Consider the following 15,946-nt stretch of genomic DNA (forward strand, 5'->3'; position numbering starts at 1 on the left):
TTAAGCCAAACGTTAATACCATTAATTCACTCACCATTAATATCTTATAATGCTCTAAGAACAATGATTCCTGGCGTATTTTTTACGTATTGTAGAAAAGGCGAATCAACAACTTTCATGTTTTTCTTCAATGAGGAGGCATTACGTAACATAGCACCCTCTGGAGTCATGATGAAAATGCCGGTATGCGTGACATCTAGCCCTTTTATTTTGGTGTAGATGCCAATGTAATCACCTGTTTTCAAATGGCTAATGACATCATCATTGATAAATTCGGCTGGAATAAAAGTAATATCCCGCTTAACAACACCGAGTGTTGGAATAAATTCGTCACCATTTTCTCGTTGATTTAAGTATTTAGTAATAGTAACAGTATGAGGGCTAATTTGTGCGGTGACATCTTGTGCATTTAATGGCTGTCTGTTTGACCAGTCACTAAAGAAATGCTTCCGATGTGTATAACTAATGTCATTGTTAACGTAACGTGTGCTGACTAGTTTTTTAATGAAATCAGATTGGCTCGTTGCAGAGCGTAGTGAATTGACATAATCAAGATAAGTAAAACAATCCAATCCTCTGAAATCAATGACCAACTTCTCCGGATTGGTTGATGAACCAACTAGCACGTTTGCTTTATAAGGTGTACCTAGAAACTCAGCTGATACTGCATCAATCATTTCACCTGGACGGGATGTATCAATTTTTTTTGCATGCGTATCGATGATATTAACAATACGACTTTCAGTATAACTATCAATGTCTGTAATGCCATCAGCACTAGTGGCATTTTTCACGTTGCACCCCATCAATGGTGCGATTAAAATCAAAAGTGATAATTTATGCATAATTCCCTTCTGCAATAGATCAAACGACTTTAATTCACCCACTTTAAGACTTTGAAATTAAACCGGCCCTCAACAAATCATGGGTTTATTGAATCAATCTGACATGATGAATTTACTTAATCCATTGTTTAAAATAAGCATTAACAAAAGATACGACTCAAATAGTGCATTTCACCATTAATAAAAAATTCGCCAGCGAGGTAATAAATAACTGGCAATGTAATAAATCTCATTTTTTATCAACAAACAAACCCCAGAACAATAAAATAAATAATAACCAAACTAATTAAAATAATCACCATGCTGTTTGATTTTACCTTGCGTCATATACCCTAGGCGTCTACGTTTATAATTCCTATTTATACATGACGGTTATTAAATTATGATTAGTAACACTACAAATAAATTGCATGAAGAATTATTAGACTCTCGGTTTGGTTCATTAGCTATTCGTAATATTGCTGAATCAGCACATTTCCCTTTAAAAGAAATGCGTGATGATATTGCTTACCAAATTATTCACGATGAACTCTATTTAGATGGGAATGCGCGGCAAAATTTAGCGACGTTTTGTCAAACTTGGGATGATGAGAACGTACATAAACTCATGGATCTTTCCATTAATAAAAATTGGATCGATAAAGAAGAATATCCACAATCAGCAGCTATCGATTTACGTTGCGTTAACATGTTGGCTGACCTTTGGAATGCACCAAAACCCATCAATGGACAAGCAACAGGGACCAATACCATCGGTTCATCCGAAGCCTGCATGTTAGGAGGGATGGCGATGAAATGGCGCTGGCGTAAAAAGCAGTTAGCCGCCGGTAAACCCATCGACAAACCTAATCTTGTTTGTGGCCCAGTACAGGTATGCTGGCATAAATTTGCCCGCTATTGGGAAGTTGAAATTCGTGAAATTCCTATGGAGCCGGGTAATTATTTTATGGATGCGAAGCGAATGATCGATGCCTGTGATGAAAATACCATCGGCGTTGTCCCAACATTTGGCGTGACCTATACCGGCAATTATGAGTTCCCCGAACCCTTACACAAAGCCTTAGACAAGCTGCACAAAGAGAAAGGAATAGACATCGATATCCATGTGGACGCTGCAAGTGGTGGTTTCCTCGCTCCCTTTGTCGCATCAGAGATAAAATGGGACTTTCGTCTGCCAAGAGTAAAATCAATCAGTACTTCAGGCCATAAGTATGGGCTTGCACCATTAGGATGCGGCTGGGTTATTTGGCGAGATCAGGACGCACTTCCTGAAGAATTGGTCTTTAAAGTCGATTACCTTGGTGGGCAAATCGGCACGTTTGCGATCAACTTCTCTCGCCCTGCTGGGCAAGTTATCTCCCAATATTATGAGTTTCTCCGATTAGGTCGTGAGGGATATACCAAAGTCCAACAGGCTGCCTATCAGGTTGCGCATTTCTTAAGTAAATCAATTGCACCATTGGGCCCGTATGAATTTATTTGTACAGGTGATCCCAAAAGTGGCCTACCCGCCGTTTGCTTCAAAATAAAAGACGGCGCCAAAACGGGTTACACCTTATATGACCTCTCTGAGCGATTAAGGCTACGAGGCTGGCAAGTACCCGCTTTTACACTGACCGGTCATGCAACTGATATCGTCGTGATGCGAATAATGTGCCGCCGTGGGTTCGAAATGGACTTCGCCGCACTTTTACTTGAGGACATGAAATGTTCTCTCCACTATTTGCATGAGCACCCCGAACTGCACGGTATTGCGCACCAAAATAGTTTTAAACACACATAGAAATTGCCGGCTTAATTACAAAAAATTAAAGGATGGATATCTATGACAAATAATCAGCCTAAGCCTGTGGCCATAAAGAAACTCGGCATCGCCACATTGGCTATTATGAATATTGTCGCCGTTGTCAGTTTAAGAGGCTTACCTGCTGAGGCTGAGTACGGATTAAGTTCTATATTTTATTATATTTTTGCCGCCATTTTCTTTCTCATTCCAGTTTCTTTGGTGGCGGCTGAACTCGCAACAGGTTGGCCCGAGAAAGGCGGTGTTTTCCGTTGGGTCGGTGAGGCATTTGGCCCTCGCTGGGCATTTTTAGCTATGTTTATGCTCTGGATAGAAGTGACTGTTTGGTTCCCGACAGTATTAACCTTTGCTGCTGTCTCCCTCGCTTTTATTGGTCCTAATCAGCGCTGGGATGAGGCACTATCAGCTAATCGTTTCTTTGTCCTTAGCATCGTATTAGTCGTTTATTGGCTAGCGACCTTTATTGCCTTTAAAGGCGTTGCCACCTTCTCCAGAGTCTCCAAATGGGGCGGCGTTATCGGTACGATCATTCCGGCTATTATTTTGATCATCTTTGGTTTCGCTTATTTGTTTGATGGCGGCACACCACAAATAGTACTTTCATGGGATGAAGTTATTCCTGACTTCTCCAACTTTAACAATATTGTTTTAGCTGCTAGTATTTTTCTGTTCTATGCTGGCATGGAAATGAATGCCATTCATGTTAAGGATGTCGACAACCCAAATCGTAATTATCCCATTGCCATTATGTTATCTGCACTGGGAACGGTCATTATTTTTGTTTTCGGCACCCTTGCCATCGCATTTGTTATTCCAAAAGCTGATATCAATCTGACTCAAAGTATTTTAGTGGCTTATGGTGATATGTTCCGCTGGGCAGGATTTAACTGGCTCAGTCCCGTTATTGCCATTGCCCTAGCGATCGGCGTATTAGCCGGTGTGGTCACTTGGGTTGGAGGGCCTTCGTCAGGACTATTGATTGTGGCAAAAGCAGGTTATTTGCCTCGTTGGTGGCAACACACTAATAAGAATGGTATGGCAACACACATTCTATTATTACAGGCACTGATCGTTTCTCTGCTGTCCATATTGTTCGTTATTTTACCTTCGGTACAGGCAGCATTTCAAATTCTCAGCCAATTAACTGTTCTTCTGTATCTCGTTATGTATATCCTGATGTTTAGTTCCGCCATTTATTTGCGCTATAGCCAACCGCAACGCCCTCGCCCCTACCGTATTCCCGGCGGCGATATTGGTATGTGGATTATTGGTGGCGCTGGCTGGATTGCATCCATTATCGTCTTTTTACTCAGTTTTGTGCCGCCAAGCCAAATTGCCATCGGTAGCCCAAAAACCTATGTTTGTATATTAATCATTGCAACCCTATTCTTCATTATATTGCCACTTCTGATTTATGCGTTCCGTAAACCTCACTGGCGCGATGAAAAAGCCGATTTTGCTCCCTTTACTTGGCAAGAGGCAAATAGTCATCCCGGTCTGCCCGCTGAATCAGGCAATCTTGCCATGGAAGGTAAAACATCGGATTTGGTCTCAGGAAAAACAGATAAATAAGCTACTAATAACGGTAGCCACTGTGGAGTGGGATAATGAAACCAGACTTAAAAGTACTGCAACACTGTGTCAATAAAGCACATAAGCAATATTCAACCGCCGCAGGCGGGCACAACGCCAGTTATATTCCCTATCTGGCCAGTGTCCCATCAACATTAGCCGGTCTGGCCGTAGTGACCGTTGACGGTGATATTATTGTGGCCGGAGATGCTGAATACCGTTTTGCCATCGAATCGATTTCTAAAGTATGTACACTCGCACTGGCTTTAGAAGATGTTGGCCCGCAAAAAGTACAAGAAAAAGTGGGAGCAGACCCCACTGGTTTACCATTTAATTCTGTTATGGCGCTCGAATTGCACAAAGGAAAACCGCTATCGCCTTTAGTAAACGCTGGCGCAATGTCTACTGTGAGCTTAATTCAAGCGAATGATCGTGAAACCCGCTGGCACAATATTCTGCAAATTCAGCAACAATTATGTGGCGCACCGATTAGCTTGTCCGAGGAAGTCAACCAATCGGAGCAAACGACAAATTTCCACAACCGCGCGATTGCATGGTTACTTTATTCTGCGGGTGCGATGTATTGTGATCCGATGGAAGCTTGCGAAGTCTATACCCGCCAATGTTCGACACTGCTCAATACCATCGAATTGGCGACAATTGGTGCAACTTTTGCGGCTGCTGGCATTAATCCCATTAGTAAGTTACGTGTCTTAACGGCCAATCACATTCCCCATCTTTTGGCCGAGATGACGATGGAAGGGTTATATGGCAGCTCTGGTGACTGGGCATATAATGTGGGGTTACCGGGGAAAAGTGGCGTTGGCGGTGGGATATTGGCCGTTGTACCTGGCGTAATGGCGATCGCTGGATTCTCCCCACCGTTAGATGCCGTAGGTAATAGTGTGCGCGGCCAGAAAATGGTGGCTCATGTCGCAAAGTCAATGGGTTATAATTTGTACAAGGTGTGAATATAAACAAAGGCGCAAGTGTAAACAAATAAGATGTCACGTTGCCGCTATCGGAAGCCTCCGCTAGCGGCTCTGTATTTTGGAAAGGCGGTAATCACGCCAATAATAACTTCTGCAATTCAGCGAGTGAGTTAACTTGATAACGAGGCGAAATATGACTTTCGACTTCAGCGCCGTGCATATTGAGCCAACAAGTATCAATACCAGCATTAATCCCCCCCTGAATATCGGAGTGGAGATTATCCCCTACCATCAGGATCTGCTCTTTGGCCGGATTATTCATTAGATTGAAAGCATGCTCGAATATCGCAACATCCGGTTTAGCTGCACCGACTTCTTCTGAAATGATAAGTGGTGAGAAGATATTCTTTAATCCAGTGCGCTCCAATCGAATGGTTTGCAACTCGGTAAACCCATTGGTAATGATGCCCATATTCACTTTACCGCTTAGCGCATCAATCAATTCACGCGCCCCAGGCAACAATGAACAAATATCTGCCATTGCCACTAAAAATTCACTGTTCAGGCGCGTCGCAGCCACACCCAATTTCTCTGCCCACATTTCAAAACGCGTATTTTGTAATTGAGAGGCCGATATTTTACCGTCTTGATAATCAACCCACAGTGGCTTATTAACCAATTGATAATAGTCGAAATCTTGTGTGGAAAAATCCACTCCAAAACGCGAGAACATCAACTTTAACCCTTGATAAGCATCAAAGTGAAATAATGTTTCATCCGCATCGAACAATATCCATTGGTATTTCATTTCGTTTATCTCTCTGACGTCATTAGGCGCGCTATGGTAGCGGTTAATGCTTTGTTGCTCAAGTTCAGGGTCTTTCGCTCGAAGAAACCCGTCTAACGCGGCCCATCAAATATTCATCATCAAACTTTAGGCATCAAACAAGCAATGCCGCCGATATATCACGGTCTATTGCGATGATTGATTCACCTGTAATTAGCGGTGTGTTAAATGCCGCTAGCACTTTGCGGTTAATCTCAATCAGTGCATCGTCAAGTTTAACCTCCATGTCTGATGCAATATCGAGCAATTTATCGCGTTCCCAAGTATCTCGGGAAATCAATAATTTTAAGAATGTGGCCGTACTGTCCGGTAAGTCAGTTGCGATGGCTGTCATTGATTGAGGGTTGATCTCGGCAGGCGGTTGAATCGTAACGTTGTCGGAAACGAACAAACTCTCGAGCAACTTAACCAATGTCAGACTTTCAGTTTTTAGCAGATTAATACGGTCGGTATTATTAATGACTTCAGCTGTTGGTGAAGGCAAACTTAATGTCATGGGGGTCGCCAGACTATCAAGGTCGGTATAAACCAACTTGCTGTCTAAGGCAAAGCGCTTATACACACGCTCAAGGAATTTCACCTCTTGCGGCGTAATCGTCCCCTCAACTTGTATCAAATGAGCCAGAAAACGCGCAATGGCTCGGCGATTATCCAATGAAAGCGGCTCTAGATTATTTTTTAGCGCTAACAATGTATTGCTCTTTCTAATGCCCGGCTGAAGATAAGCCTTCAAGCGCATACGTTGGCCTGGGCTTAGGTAACCCCAAGCATCGATGTGTCGTGTCAGAATATTTGACTCAGGTTCACCAATGCGGCCATCGATCATCACGGCAGCGCAAGCCAGTTCTACTGCCAACATCGTGACACGGTATGCTGCAAAGGTTGCCGACTCAGCTACCATCGATTCAATGGGAAACAGCGCGACAGTATCTTGCAATACAGGGGTTCGATTATCAGCTCTAACATCAGGCTCGATGCCAACGTGCAAAGAGGCTAGCGCAAAAGTCAGGGCCATAACTTGGCTGCGGGAGAGACGTTCCAACGGTTTGGTCTCACAGGCAGTACTCAGGCGGAGAAACAGTTCCTCTAACGTGACCATTAGCAACCCGTACCCAACTCTTGCCTTGATACTTTCTAGCTCAGTTTTTAATGCTTCAGACCATAGTGTCATTGGCATTAATAACTGCCCTTCCAGTGACATTTTTTTCTTAGGATTAACACTGGCAAAGCGGTTATAGATATCGAGGTCTTGCTGGCAGGCTTCAAATATTGCACGAAGTTTATCTCGGTGCGCTTTACATACCGCAACATTGGGTAACTCCCCCATATGCTGGAAAAACTCTTGCCCAATGAGTCCCGCAGAGGCTGGGCGATAAAATATCAGCAACTTGGTTTTATTGATGGGTAATAAAAATCCATCGCCATATTTTTCCTTATAGCGCTGCTGGAACAGGGAGGAAAATATATCTGCGCAATGTGCCATCGAAATATTCTGATTAATCGCTGGATCAGCCTCACCCCAGGCGAGTGCCCATGCAGCGGGCAATGGTTTTTGATCAATGGCTAATTGCCCCAAACCAACCAGTAACGCTAAAGGGAGTTCCGTTGACGACTCACGTGTTGCTGGTGGGGGCGATAAATAGAGTTTCTCTTCGATATTCACGCGGGAGAGATAGACCAATAAATTCTGAGCGTAATGATTAAATGCGTTATTTTTACCGTAAATCATCAACAGGCGGTTAATTTCAGCCTCAAGAAGAGGCAGTTCCCTTTTAGCCACGAAATCAATCGCGGCATCAATGAGTATCCGATGTTCCAATCCATAGAAGAATAAGAAAACATAACCAATATCTGCGGTAGGTGATTTACGACCTTCTGATAACCATTGTAGGTAGCCTCGCCTCGCCTCAGGAGAGCAAGTCGAGTAATCTGGCGCATTATCGATTAGGGGTAAGGACGTATCTACCTCTTCTTGCGCCACTTCCATTGAGGGGTTAATAAACGCGGGCTCTGCACCAGTACGATTGCTTTTATATTTATTACCAATATAAATCATGCCATCAGGCAAATTAATACCCGCGACAACCGCCAATTCGCCCGGACGCAACCATGACGCACGGGCTAAAGAACCGCGAGAAGGTTCAGCTTTCTTCTCATCAGGCTTTTTGACTTCTTCCACTGGTGGGGTCTGATTCGTGTTGCTACTACTCACAGTAGGTTCGGGTTCCAACTGCGAAGGCAAAATCGGGTAATCACCCATATCAGGAATTGTAGCGGTTTTTTGCATATCAGGGGCAATGACAGCACCAAGGCGGTGTTTTGCCCCTTTGAGATTTTGCCAAACAAAGAATAGGCACAAAATAGCCGCACTCAGTGCAATCCACGCTTCTCTTGGGATCCCAGTAATCAGCCCTAAACCGACTATCAAGAGAATAACCCAGCCAGTACCGTTAGATTTTTTCTTCGCCACGATGGTTTATCTGCCCCTATCTTAAAATAGTAATTTTTATACTGCCTTTAATGACCATTTTTAATAAAAAGTTCTTTTTACACATTATAATTTTATAAATTAGTGCCATAAAAAATGCAGTGAAAACCTCTAATTTAGACTTAAGTCAAATTTATAGGTTAAATAATAACTCAGTATTTTATTTTGAATATCATCTGTACTACAAAACAGTAGGCTGCTGCCTGCATTAAAGCAATTATGCCAGTTGATTATGCATTCAGCTAGCAAAGACTATACTGCGTTAGGTAAATTCTGACGTCGGCACTCGCCTTACGCGTATTAGGAATATAATCAAATATAAAGATTTATGGCAAACCGCTGTGTTGCGATCGTAAACAGAGCAATTTTTAGCACTCTTGTGGGGATATATGCATAAATTAACTGAAATTATTGATACCGTAGCTCATCCCATCAGTGACACACCGTTCATTGCACAGTGCAAACACACGCTCGAAACCTACGGTGCGCTGGTATTGTCTGATTTTTTGTTACCCTCAGCCCTAGACAGCATTAAGCAAGAAGGGGTTGACCATCAACATAAAGCTTATTATGCCGCGAATCAGCACAATGTTTACTTGACTCAACCTGACCCTGCATTTGAGGCTGATCATCCGCGAAACAGGTTAGTCACATCCTCAAAAGGTTGCATCACCGATGAGGACATACCAGCTGACTCGGCGCTGCGAGCACTGTATAACGCCGCTGACTTTCAAGATTTTCTGTGCGCTGTACTAGGCGAAAAAAAACTCTATCCATACGCTGATTCACTCTCCTCAATTAACTTACATTATGCGAGTCAAGGCCAAGAGTTAGGATGGCATTTTGATAATTCATCGTTCGCCATAACACTATTGATACAAAAGCCTCAGGCGGGTGGTATTTTTGAATATATTGAAGAAATGCGTGATGCTGATAAAGGTGAAATGAATTATGCCGGTGTGGAACAATTATTAAATCAGCATGTTGTTCCTAAAACATTACAGATTGAGCCAGGGGACTTAGTGTTATTCCGCGGAAGAAATGCCATTCATCGTGTGACGCCGACACAGGGAGATATGACAAGAATGCTGGTGGTACTGGCGTATAATGCTCAACCTGACATTGCATTATCTGAAACCGCCAGAATGACTTTCTATGGTCGTATCTAGTTTTATCATGCGGGCCATTATGGCCCGCAAAGCCAGAAACATACTTTCTATCTTTCTATCTAAAAACGCACTGCTTGCCTAAAAACCTACTGCTTATCTATAAACAGGTGACTTAGCTAAATAATCCCCGTAGTAACACTAAAATGTCGGCTTTCACCTGCCGATAACATCACTAAAGTTCCTTTTTCTTTTGCCGCCAAATAACCTTCAGGGCGACATGTTGCTGGTAGAATAAATGCAGCTACCTTTTGATCGCCATTATGCAATATCCAGCGCGTAGCATGATTAAATTGCGCAGTGGAAAAACGGGTGACAAAGCGATGCCCTTGTGGTGACAGCATAAAGAACTCAGCATGATCAACATATTGTGACAAATCATCCGCAAAGAAGACTATCTCTGGATCATAAAACTCAGGTTCATTTAAGTCAGATAAGCCCGCAGGACGATCCCGCAATTGTTGAGTGTAATCCAACCATTGTTGCGTTGGGTGCACATGGGCAGGTATCGTTTCACGTAGCTTTAATGCCGTTCCCGGCAAGTTTTGACGAAAAGTTGCACCGGGGATATAGGTGTAATTCATATGGCACATATATTGGAGTGGCATCGGCATGCTAGACAGGTTTGTCACGCTCATTTCAATATCAAATTGCGTACTGTCGGCCCTCAATCTCACCAACGGGCGAGCACTATAATGGTCACCGAACCCTTTAACGTATTCCACACTACCGGTTAAAGCGATTGTTGTGTCATCAATTAGCAACCAAGCGTGGTCCATCTCTGCGCAAGGCATTTCGCCATGTAATGCATGATCATCGTCTGGTGTTGGGCAACCATTTCGGCGTAAACCTGAATGGAAAGCAAAACAGCCATAAGTATCGACAATATTCTCCCCCCTTTTCGGCTGAGAAAACATGCTCTCCATTTTTAGATTGTGGCCATCAAATTCTGCATCCCAAATCATCTGTCCATAATATGGCAGAAGTGTCACATAACCACGTGAGTTGGATATCTTGAGCGCTTCAATACCTGAGGCATATTTAAAGCTGGTCACAATAAAGTCGTCGCTGCTGTAAATTTCTTGCTCATAGTGACTGAATTGCTCACGGAGTAGTGATATTTTAGCGGTCATTTTTCATGACTCCTAATTTGATGAAGATTACCTGCTAACGCCGATCGACTATCTTGATCCCAGTAAAAAAAGATTAGCGATGCGGCTAATCCACAATCATGAGTTGGGATACTTCAATGTCTCTTAAATGACATTATCAGGAGTTTAATGTTATTATTGTGACATTAATCTCAATGATTAAAGATATAATCGCTGCGAAACGAGGCTGAATCGCTAAATTGAATGTTATTATTATCACAATTAGTAAGCGATAGTAATATGACTTGGGGACGTTTATTGGTGGCATCAGGTATTAAAACAAGAAATCCCAACCTTCAGTATGGTCTGGGATTTCTTGTTTTATGTGAAGCGGAAAATGGATTATTTAATCGCCATAGCATCGCGCATGGTAAAGAACAAATCTGTTTGATCCGTTAGACCCACCACGTTTGCAGCATGTGGGCCATAAGCAGCAATACGCAATTGTGTACCGGTATGTCCCTGCGAGTCATCTTCAGAGTTGCCGTAGCTTATCGCCATCACTGCCCCATCTTTGGTGGTTAATGCTTGCGTTAAGCCAGGTGCTTTTGCATCTGCTTCGATAATTTGGCTTGAATGCGCATGGTCTGCCGTGACAATAACTAATGTATTTCCATCTGCACGAGCAAATTCTAACGCTTTTTGTACTGCCTCATCTAAATCAACGGTTTCACCAAACTGACCGCATGGGTTAGCAGCGTGATCTTGCTTATCAATTGACGCCCCTTCCACTTGCAAGAAGAAACCTTTCTCATTGGTTTTCAGTAGGTCAATTGCTTTTTCAGTCATGGCAGCCAATGTCGGAATATCTTTGGTTCGCTCGGCATTATTTTCACAAACGACCGGAGGTTTATCCAAATTACCATGGTAGGAAGCCTTCGGCCCTTGCCAACGCACTGGCATATTACCTGGGCTGAATAATCCCAATAGAGGTTTTTGTTGATCTGCCTGCTTGATGGCATTCAAGTCATCGAGGTTCTCGACAATGATATAGCCTCGCGCTAAGGCTTGATCTCGCAAAGATTTGTCTTTCCATTCACCCGCTTTGGCAACTTGGCTGAATGATTTCGCACCACCGCCTAATGTGACATCAGCACGTCCGTCGATCATTTGCTCAGTGATGGACCCACGCCCACCATTTTCCAGCGCATTGGTGCCGCATTTCTCGCTGGTTTCCTCTGGGCCATAGCATTTTCGCCCAGTGACATGCGCAAACTGAGCCGCGGGGGTGGCATCTTGTAATTCAGCCGTTGAAACGTTGCCGGTCGCTTTACCCGCCTTTTTTGCCAGTTCCAGCAAGGTAACGTGATCTTTACCGAACACATCGACACCCAGTGCACCATTATAGGTTTTCACGCCGGATGACCATGCAGTCGCTGATGCCGCTGAGTCAGTCACATAATCTGGTTTTTGCGTTTTCTTATCGAGTGAGTAATGCGTGTATTGCCCAGTCAGCGGCAGAGCATCAATCCCTTTAAAAAAGCCGCCCGCCCCCATAGCATAGTTACGGGCCGAGGTAATTTCTGAATCTCCCATGCCATCGCCAATCAGCAAGATGACATTTTTGACTGTTTTATTGGATAGCGAATCACGCAACGCTTGAGTCTGATCACCCGTTAAACGACGTGCGCCCCCAAATTGAGTGACATCACCTTGCGCACTGCGATCATATAAACCCGTTGCAGCAGCAACGGTATTCGGCGTGAACAACGCGCTGCTTAACATCAGTGTGGACAACGCGATAGCGGATAACTGAGTACGGCCAGTAAAGAGGGATACGCGATTCTGCATTAGAATAATTCCTTGTTGTAAAACAGTAATACAGTTTGTATTAATTGGTTACAACGGATACTAGAACAAGCGAATGACGCTTTTATGACACAAATGCTCTCAAGAAACTTATGCTCTTAAGAAACTCATGCTTTTAGGCCAATCACGCGTTTATGGCTATTCTATTTTCAGAACTATCCTGTTTTCAGAACTATCACGCTTCTATGATAAACACGTTATTAATTTCCTTTTATCACTTTGGTTCATCGCCTAGCAGATCTGTCCATTTTATCGCGATGTTAAATCAGGCCGCCATTAGCACGCAAAACTTGCCCATTGATCCACCCCCCATCTTCACTGACCAGAAAAGCAACGGCCGCCGCGATGTCTTCAGGCGTTCCTAATCTTTCCAATGGTGCCATTTTTGCCATTGTTTCAATCAATTCTGCTGATTTTCCATTTAGGAAAAGGTCTGTTGCCGTGGGCCCTGGTGCAACGGCATTCACCGTAATTTGACGGCCACGTAATTCTTTTGCCAAAATTGCCGTCATGGTTTCAACGGCAGCTTTGGTTGCTGCATAAACACCGTATTTTTCCAATTTCAAACCGACAACACTGGTAGAAAAGTTCACAATTCTGCCTCCTGATTTGAGGCGTTTAGCTGCTTCACGCATTCCGTTAAAACTGCCTTTGAGATTAATCGCTATTTGGCGATCAAAATGCTCATCATCGCTATCGGCAATGGCACTAAGAGAGAGTATTCCAGCGTTATTGACCAATACATCAACACCGCCAAAGGCGGCTTCTGCCGTGGAGAATAATTGTGCAACAGCAGTGGCATTGCTGATATCGGCTTTAGCGCTCAATGCCTTGCCGCCAGTTTGTTGAATCTTGCGTACTAAAGCTTCAGCTTCACTCTCGCTATGGGAGTAATTGATCAGTACGGTATATCCGTCCCGTGCCAAGCGTTCGGCAATGGCCGCACCAATTCCACGAGATGCGCCTGTGACAATGGCAACCTGCTGCGTTGTACTCACCATAATATTCTCCTGATATAAGTCTTTATCGTAGACGTAGATTTGATGGCTGAAAGCCATCCTTGTTACCGTTAAGTGATGTTGTGTGGCGACCAAATCAAGAATGCCATCTTTACTGTTTCGGATAATCCCCTATTATTCGTTAACTCTATCCGAATAAAGCGAACAATATCGTGGACAGAATAGATGCCATGCGAGTTTTTATCAGAGTCGTGGAACAGCGTAGTTTTACCCAAACTGCACAAGAACTAAACTTGCCGCGTTCTACCGTCACAGATGCCATAAAGCAGCTAGAAAAACGCTTAAATGTCCGTCTATTACAGCGAACAACGCGCCATGTTAGCGCCACATTGGATGGTGAGGCCTACTACCAACGCTGCCTACGAATTATTGCCGACATTGAAGATGCCGAAATGGCATTTGATCATGCTAAGCCTCGAGGGCTACTACGAATTGATGTGCATGGCACGTTAGCCCGCCACTTTGTTTTACCGCAATTACCTGACTTTATCGCCCAATATCCAGATATTGAGCTATTTATTAGCGAAGGCGATCGGTTGGTTGATTTGATTCGCGAAGGCATAGATGGCGTGTTACGGGTAGGCAATTTGCAAGACAGCGATATGGTTGCTCGCCGCGTCGCACTGTTACCGCAAGTCACCTGTGCTTCGCCGCAATATTTACTACGGCATGGAACACCAAATCACCCCGACCAATTGTATGGGCATCAGATGGTTGGCTTCCGGTCAAGTGCAACAGGCGGGTTGATGCCACTTGAGTTTAGCTCTCGCACTAAATCAAATAACCACGCAAAAGCCACAAAAGCGCCACCGTCATCAGGGGCACCGCCGTCGGCCAAGATTCTAGAGGTCAAATTGCCCACAGTGCTATCGGTTACGGGGGCGGAAAGCTTTGTGAGCTCAGCACGACTGGGATTGGGAATCATTCAGGTGCCACGCTACCACATCGCACCTGACTTATTAGCAGGAACACTCATTGAGATTTTGCCAGAATATGCACCACCACCGATGCCAGTCTCTTTCTTGTATCCATACAATCGTCAGCTTTCACCACGTGTGCGTATTTTCAGCGACTGGTTAAGTCAATTGTTCCTCACCGCAGGAACGAATGGCTAATGAGTAGACAGTCGTTGGACGTTGAATTTACGCGATAGTATCTATAACTATAACTAGCAGCCGAACGGTCAAGCTCGGCTGCTGGCAAGAGTTAAGATGCTTTTTCTACCGATTGATAGATATCGATATCGAAGTAGCCATCAGTTCTACCGTCATTGAGGTAGACCTCATAACATGCCCCTTCCACTGGTCGATATCCACTTTGCGGTATGTGCTGGTGATACAGTTCACCCCATGCTTTGGCGTAATCATCATCAGTTACGCGGGTATGATAGACAGCGTACAAACCGCCAGGGATGATCTGTATTTGCATTTGATCACGAAGCTCTGCTGGCAGCACATAATCATCTGCGACAGACAAGGAAACATCGGCACGTAGCTCAGCAGGTAAATTAGTTTCTGGGTTGTCCCAGTAGAGTGCAAGCCAATCTTTGCCCGGAATTTGGTACTGGGCGTATAGCGACGAAAGCTGGTCAAAGGCCCGAGGGATCGTTTCGTGATAGGGACCGACAGCCCGAATACCAACGATTTTTTGCGGTTCTTTATCCACTATTTTAAATGTCATATCGTTACCTCGACTTAATGATTTCAATAAAGACTCAGTGACTAAAATTACAACCTCACAGCAATACTGTTTATTTATACAGTATGGCGGTATTTTATGACATTTGATGGGTTTTTAACCTAGATCTGCGAAGCGCTTCGCAAAAAATCGTCCGCAAGTTCAAGCTGATGATGACTGAAAACTTTGATACCGTGGCGACGCAATAACGCGGTGGTGACCCCCTGACCGGCTCGCTGAGTGCCATTAAAATGGCCATCATAAATGCGACTGCTGCCACAAGATGGGCTACCTTCAGTCAAGATAGCCAAGACACAATGGTGTTTTTGCGCCAATTCTAATGCCTGATAAGCCCCTTGCAGAAATTCGCGGCTGACATCATTGCCCCACTGTTCAATTACTCTCGCCTGCCCTTGCAATACCGCTTCGCCATTGCCTTGCTGAATCTCAGCGGGAGGCCGAGGCACCGGCATTCCAGCCGCCAATTCAGGACAAACAAGAATCAAACGGTCTTCATCCTGCCAGCGCTGAATAATTTCGTCACTGACTGACAGTGCACTGCCGTTATAGCGCACAGGTTTACCCATCAAACAGGCGCTGATCAGGATGCGTGCAGGCTTCGATTCCGATTCCATG

Annotated in this window: 13 protein-coding genes; 5 read left to right on the top strand and 8 right to left on the bottom strand. The window is 44.1% G+C overall.

From position 1 onward, the window contains the following. Window positions 1-44: 44 nt before the first annotated feature. Window positions 45-845 (bottom strand): DUF1460 domain-containing protein, encoded by an 801-nt coding sequence (locus DA391_RS11365; RefSeq protein ID WP_108087716.1) that lies wholly within the window; start codon window positions 843-845, stop codon window positions 45-47. A 382-nt stretch (window positions 846-1,227) separates the two neighbouring features. On the opposite strand from DA391_RS11365, the gene DA391_RS11370 reads away from it, so the two are divergent. From DA391_RS11370 to glsA, 3 genes are read left to right on the top strand one after another with little or no spacing between them, the layout of a single operon-like run. Beyond that, window positions 1,228-2,628 carry a glutamate decarboxylase gene (locus DA391_RS11370; protein ID WP_050873066.1) on the top strand — a complete coding sequence of 467 codons (1,401 nt, stop codon included), beginning with the start codon at window positions 1,228-1,230 and terminating at the stop codon, window positions 2,626-2,628. Between the two features lie 42 nt (window positions 2,629-2,670). Beyond that, entirely contained in the window at window positions 2,671-4,221 is a 1,551-nt protein-coding gene (gene gadC / locus DA391_RS11375) for a putative glutamine/gamma-aminobutyrate antiporter GadC (RefSeq protein WP_050081086.1), read from the top strand. A 35-nt stretch (window positions 4,222-4,256) separates the two neighbouring features. Continuing rightward, window positions 4,257-5,192 (top strand): glutaminase A, encoded by a 936-nt coding sequence (gene glsA, locus DA391_RS11380; protein WP_050081087.1) that lies wholly within the window; start codon window positions 4,257-4,259, stop codon window positions 5,190-5,192. Between the two features lie 94 nt (window positions 5,193-5,286). Here glsA and yjjG read toward each other — a convergent pair whose 3' ends face one another. Further along, window positions 5,287-5,961 carry a pyrimidine 5'-nucleotidase gene (gene yjjG / locus DA391_RS11385; RefSeq protein WP_049607376.1) on the bottom strand — a complete coding sequence of 225 codons (675 nt, stop codon included), beginning with the start codon at window positions 5,959-5,961 and terminating at the stop codon, window positions 5,287-5,289. A gap of 133 nt (window positions 5,962-6,094) precedes the next feature. Then, on the bottom strand, window positions 6,095-8,470 hold the full coding sequence (locus DA391_RS11390) for a TerB N-terminal domain-containing protein (RefSeq protein WP_050081088.1): 2,376 nt from the start codon (window positions 8,468-8,470) through the stop codon (window positions 6,095-6,097). A gap of 407 nt (window positions 8,471-8,877) precedes the next feature. Here DA391_RS11390 and DA391_RS11395 point away from each other — a divergent pair, with 407 nt between their 5' ends. Further along, window positions 8,878-9,657, top strand: a complete 780-nt coding sequence (locus tag DA391_RS11395) for a HalD/BesD family halogenase (RefSeq protein ID WP_050285616.1) — start codon at window positions 8,878-8,880, stop codon at window positions 9,655-9,657. A 116-nt stretch (window positions 9,658-9,773) separates the two neighbouring features. On the opposite strand, the gene DA391_RS11400 is transcribed toward DA391_RS11395, so the two are convergent. From DA391_RS11400 to DA391_RS11410, 3 genes are all read right to left on the bottom strand, one after another. Further along, window positions 9,774-10,787 (bottom strand): aldose 1-epimerase family protein, encoded by a 1,014-nt coding sequence (locus DA391_RS11400; protein ID WP_108087717.1) that lies wholly within the window; start codon window positions 10,785-10,787, stop codon window positions 9,774-9,776. 360 nt (window positions 10,788-11,147) lie between these two features. Continuing rightward, entirely contained in the window at window positions 11,148-12,596 is a 1,449-nt protein-coding gene (gene phoA, locus DA391_RS11405; protein ID WP_050081091.1) for an alkaline phosphatase, read from the bottom strand. 278 nt (window positions 12,597-12,874) lie between these two features. Beyond that, window positions 12,875-13,615: an SDR family oxidoreductase gene (locus DA391_RS11410; RefSeq protein ID WP_050081297.1), complete on the bottom strand. Its 741-nt coding sequence runs from the start codon at window positions 13,613-13,615 to the stop codon at window positions 12,875-12,877. Between the two features lie 170 nt (window positions 13,616-13,785). Between DA391_RS11410 and DA391_RS11415 the strand changes: the two genes are divergently transcribed. Continuing rightward, the gene (locus DA391_RS11415) at window positions 13,786-14,748 is read left to right on the top strand and encodes a LysR family transcriptional regulator (protein ID WP_108087718.1); all 963 of its coding nucleotides are present in this window, start codon (window positions 13,786-13,788) and stop codon (window positions 14,746-14,748) included. A 91-nt stretch (window positions 14,749-14,839) separates the two neighbouring features. Here DA391_RS11415 and sbmC read toward each other — a convergent pair whose 3' ends face one another. Further along, window positions 14,840-15,313 carry a DNA gyrase inhibitor SbmC gene (gene sbmC / locus DA391_RS11420; protein WP_108087719.1) on the bottom strand — a complete coding sequence of 158 codons (474 nt, stop codon included), beginning with the start codon at window positions 15,311-15,313 and terminating at the stop codon, window positions 14,840-14,842. A 119-nt stretch (window positions 15,314-15,432) separates the two neighbouring features. Continuing rightward, complete coding sequence (locus DA391_RS11425) at window positions 15,433-15,945, bottom strand: DUF523 domain-containing protein (RefSeq protein WP_050081094.1); 513 nt, start codon at window positions 15,943-15,945, stop codon at window positions 15,433-15,435. Between the last annotated feature and the right edge of the window lies 1 nt (window position 15,946).

Origin of the sequence: Yersinia massiliensis, assembly GCF_003048255.1 — a bacterium.
In the GTDB taxonomy this organism is placed as follows: Bacteria; Pseudomonadota; Gammaproteobacteria; order Enterobacterales; family Enterobacteriaceae; genus Yersinia; species Yersinia massiliensis_A.

What these genes read in the sequence shown, in the direction of transcription:
- DA391_RS11370 (WP_050873066.1), top strand. Translation starts at nt 1,228, where the DNA reads ATGATTAGTAACACTACAAATAAATTGCATGAAGAATTATTAGACTCT.
- DA391_RS11365 (WP_108087716.1), bottom strand. Translation starts at nt 845, where the DNA reads ATGCATAAATTATCACTTTTGATTTTAATCGCACCATTGATGGGGTGC.
- glsA (WP_050081087.1), top strand. Translation starts at nt 4,257, where the DNA reads ATGAAACCAGACTTAAAAGTACTGCAACACTGTGTCAATAAAGCACAT.
- DA391_RS11395 (WP_050285616.1), top strand. Translation starts at nt 8,878, where the DNA reads ATGCATAAATTAACTGAAATTATTGATACCGTAGCTCATCCCATCAGT.
- phoA (WP_050081091.1), bottom strand. Translation starts at nt 12,596, where the DNA reads ATGCAGAATCGCGTATCCCTCTTTACTGGCCGTACTCAGTTATCCGCT.
- DA391_RS11400 (WP_108087717.1), bottom strand. Translation starts at nt 10,787, where the DNA reads ATGACCGCTAAAATATCACTACTCCGTGAGCAATTCAGTCACTATGAG.
- yjjG (WP_049607376.1), bottom strand. Translation starts at nt 5,961, where the DNA reads ATGAAATACCAATGGATATTGTTCGATGCGGATGAAACATTATTTCAC.
- DA391_RS11410 (WP_050081297.1), bottom strand. Translation starts at nt 13,615, where the DNA reads ATGGTGAGTACAACGCAGCAGGTTGCCATTGTCACAGGCGCATCTCGT.
- DA391_RS11425 (WP_050081094.1), bottom strand. Translation starts at nt 15,945, where the DNA reads ATGGAATCGGAATCGAAGCCTGCACGCATCCTGATCAGCGCCTGTTTG.
- sbmC (WP_108087719.1), bottom strand. Translation starts at nt 15,313, where the DNA reads ATGACATTTAAAATAGTGGATAAAGAACCGCAAAAAATCGTTGGTATT.
- gadC (WP_050081086.1), top strand. Translation starts at nt 2,671, where the DNA reads ATGACAAATAATCAGCCTAAGCCTGTGGCCATAAAGAAACTCGGCATC.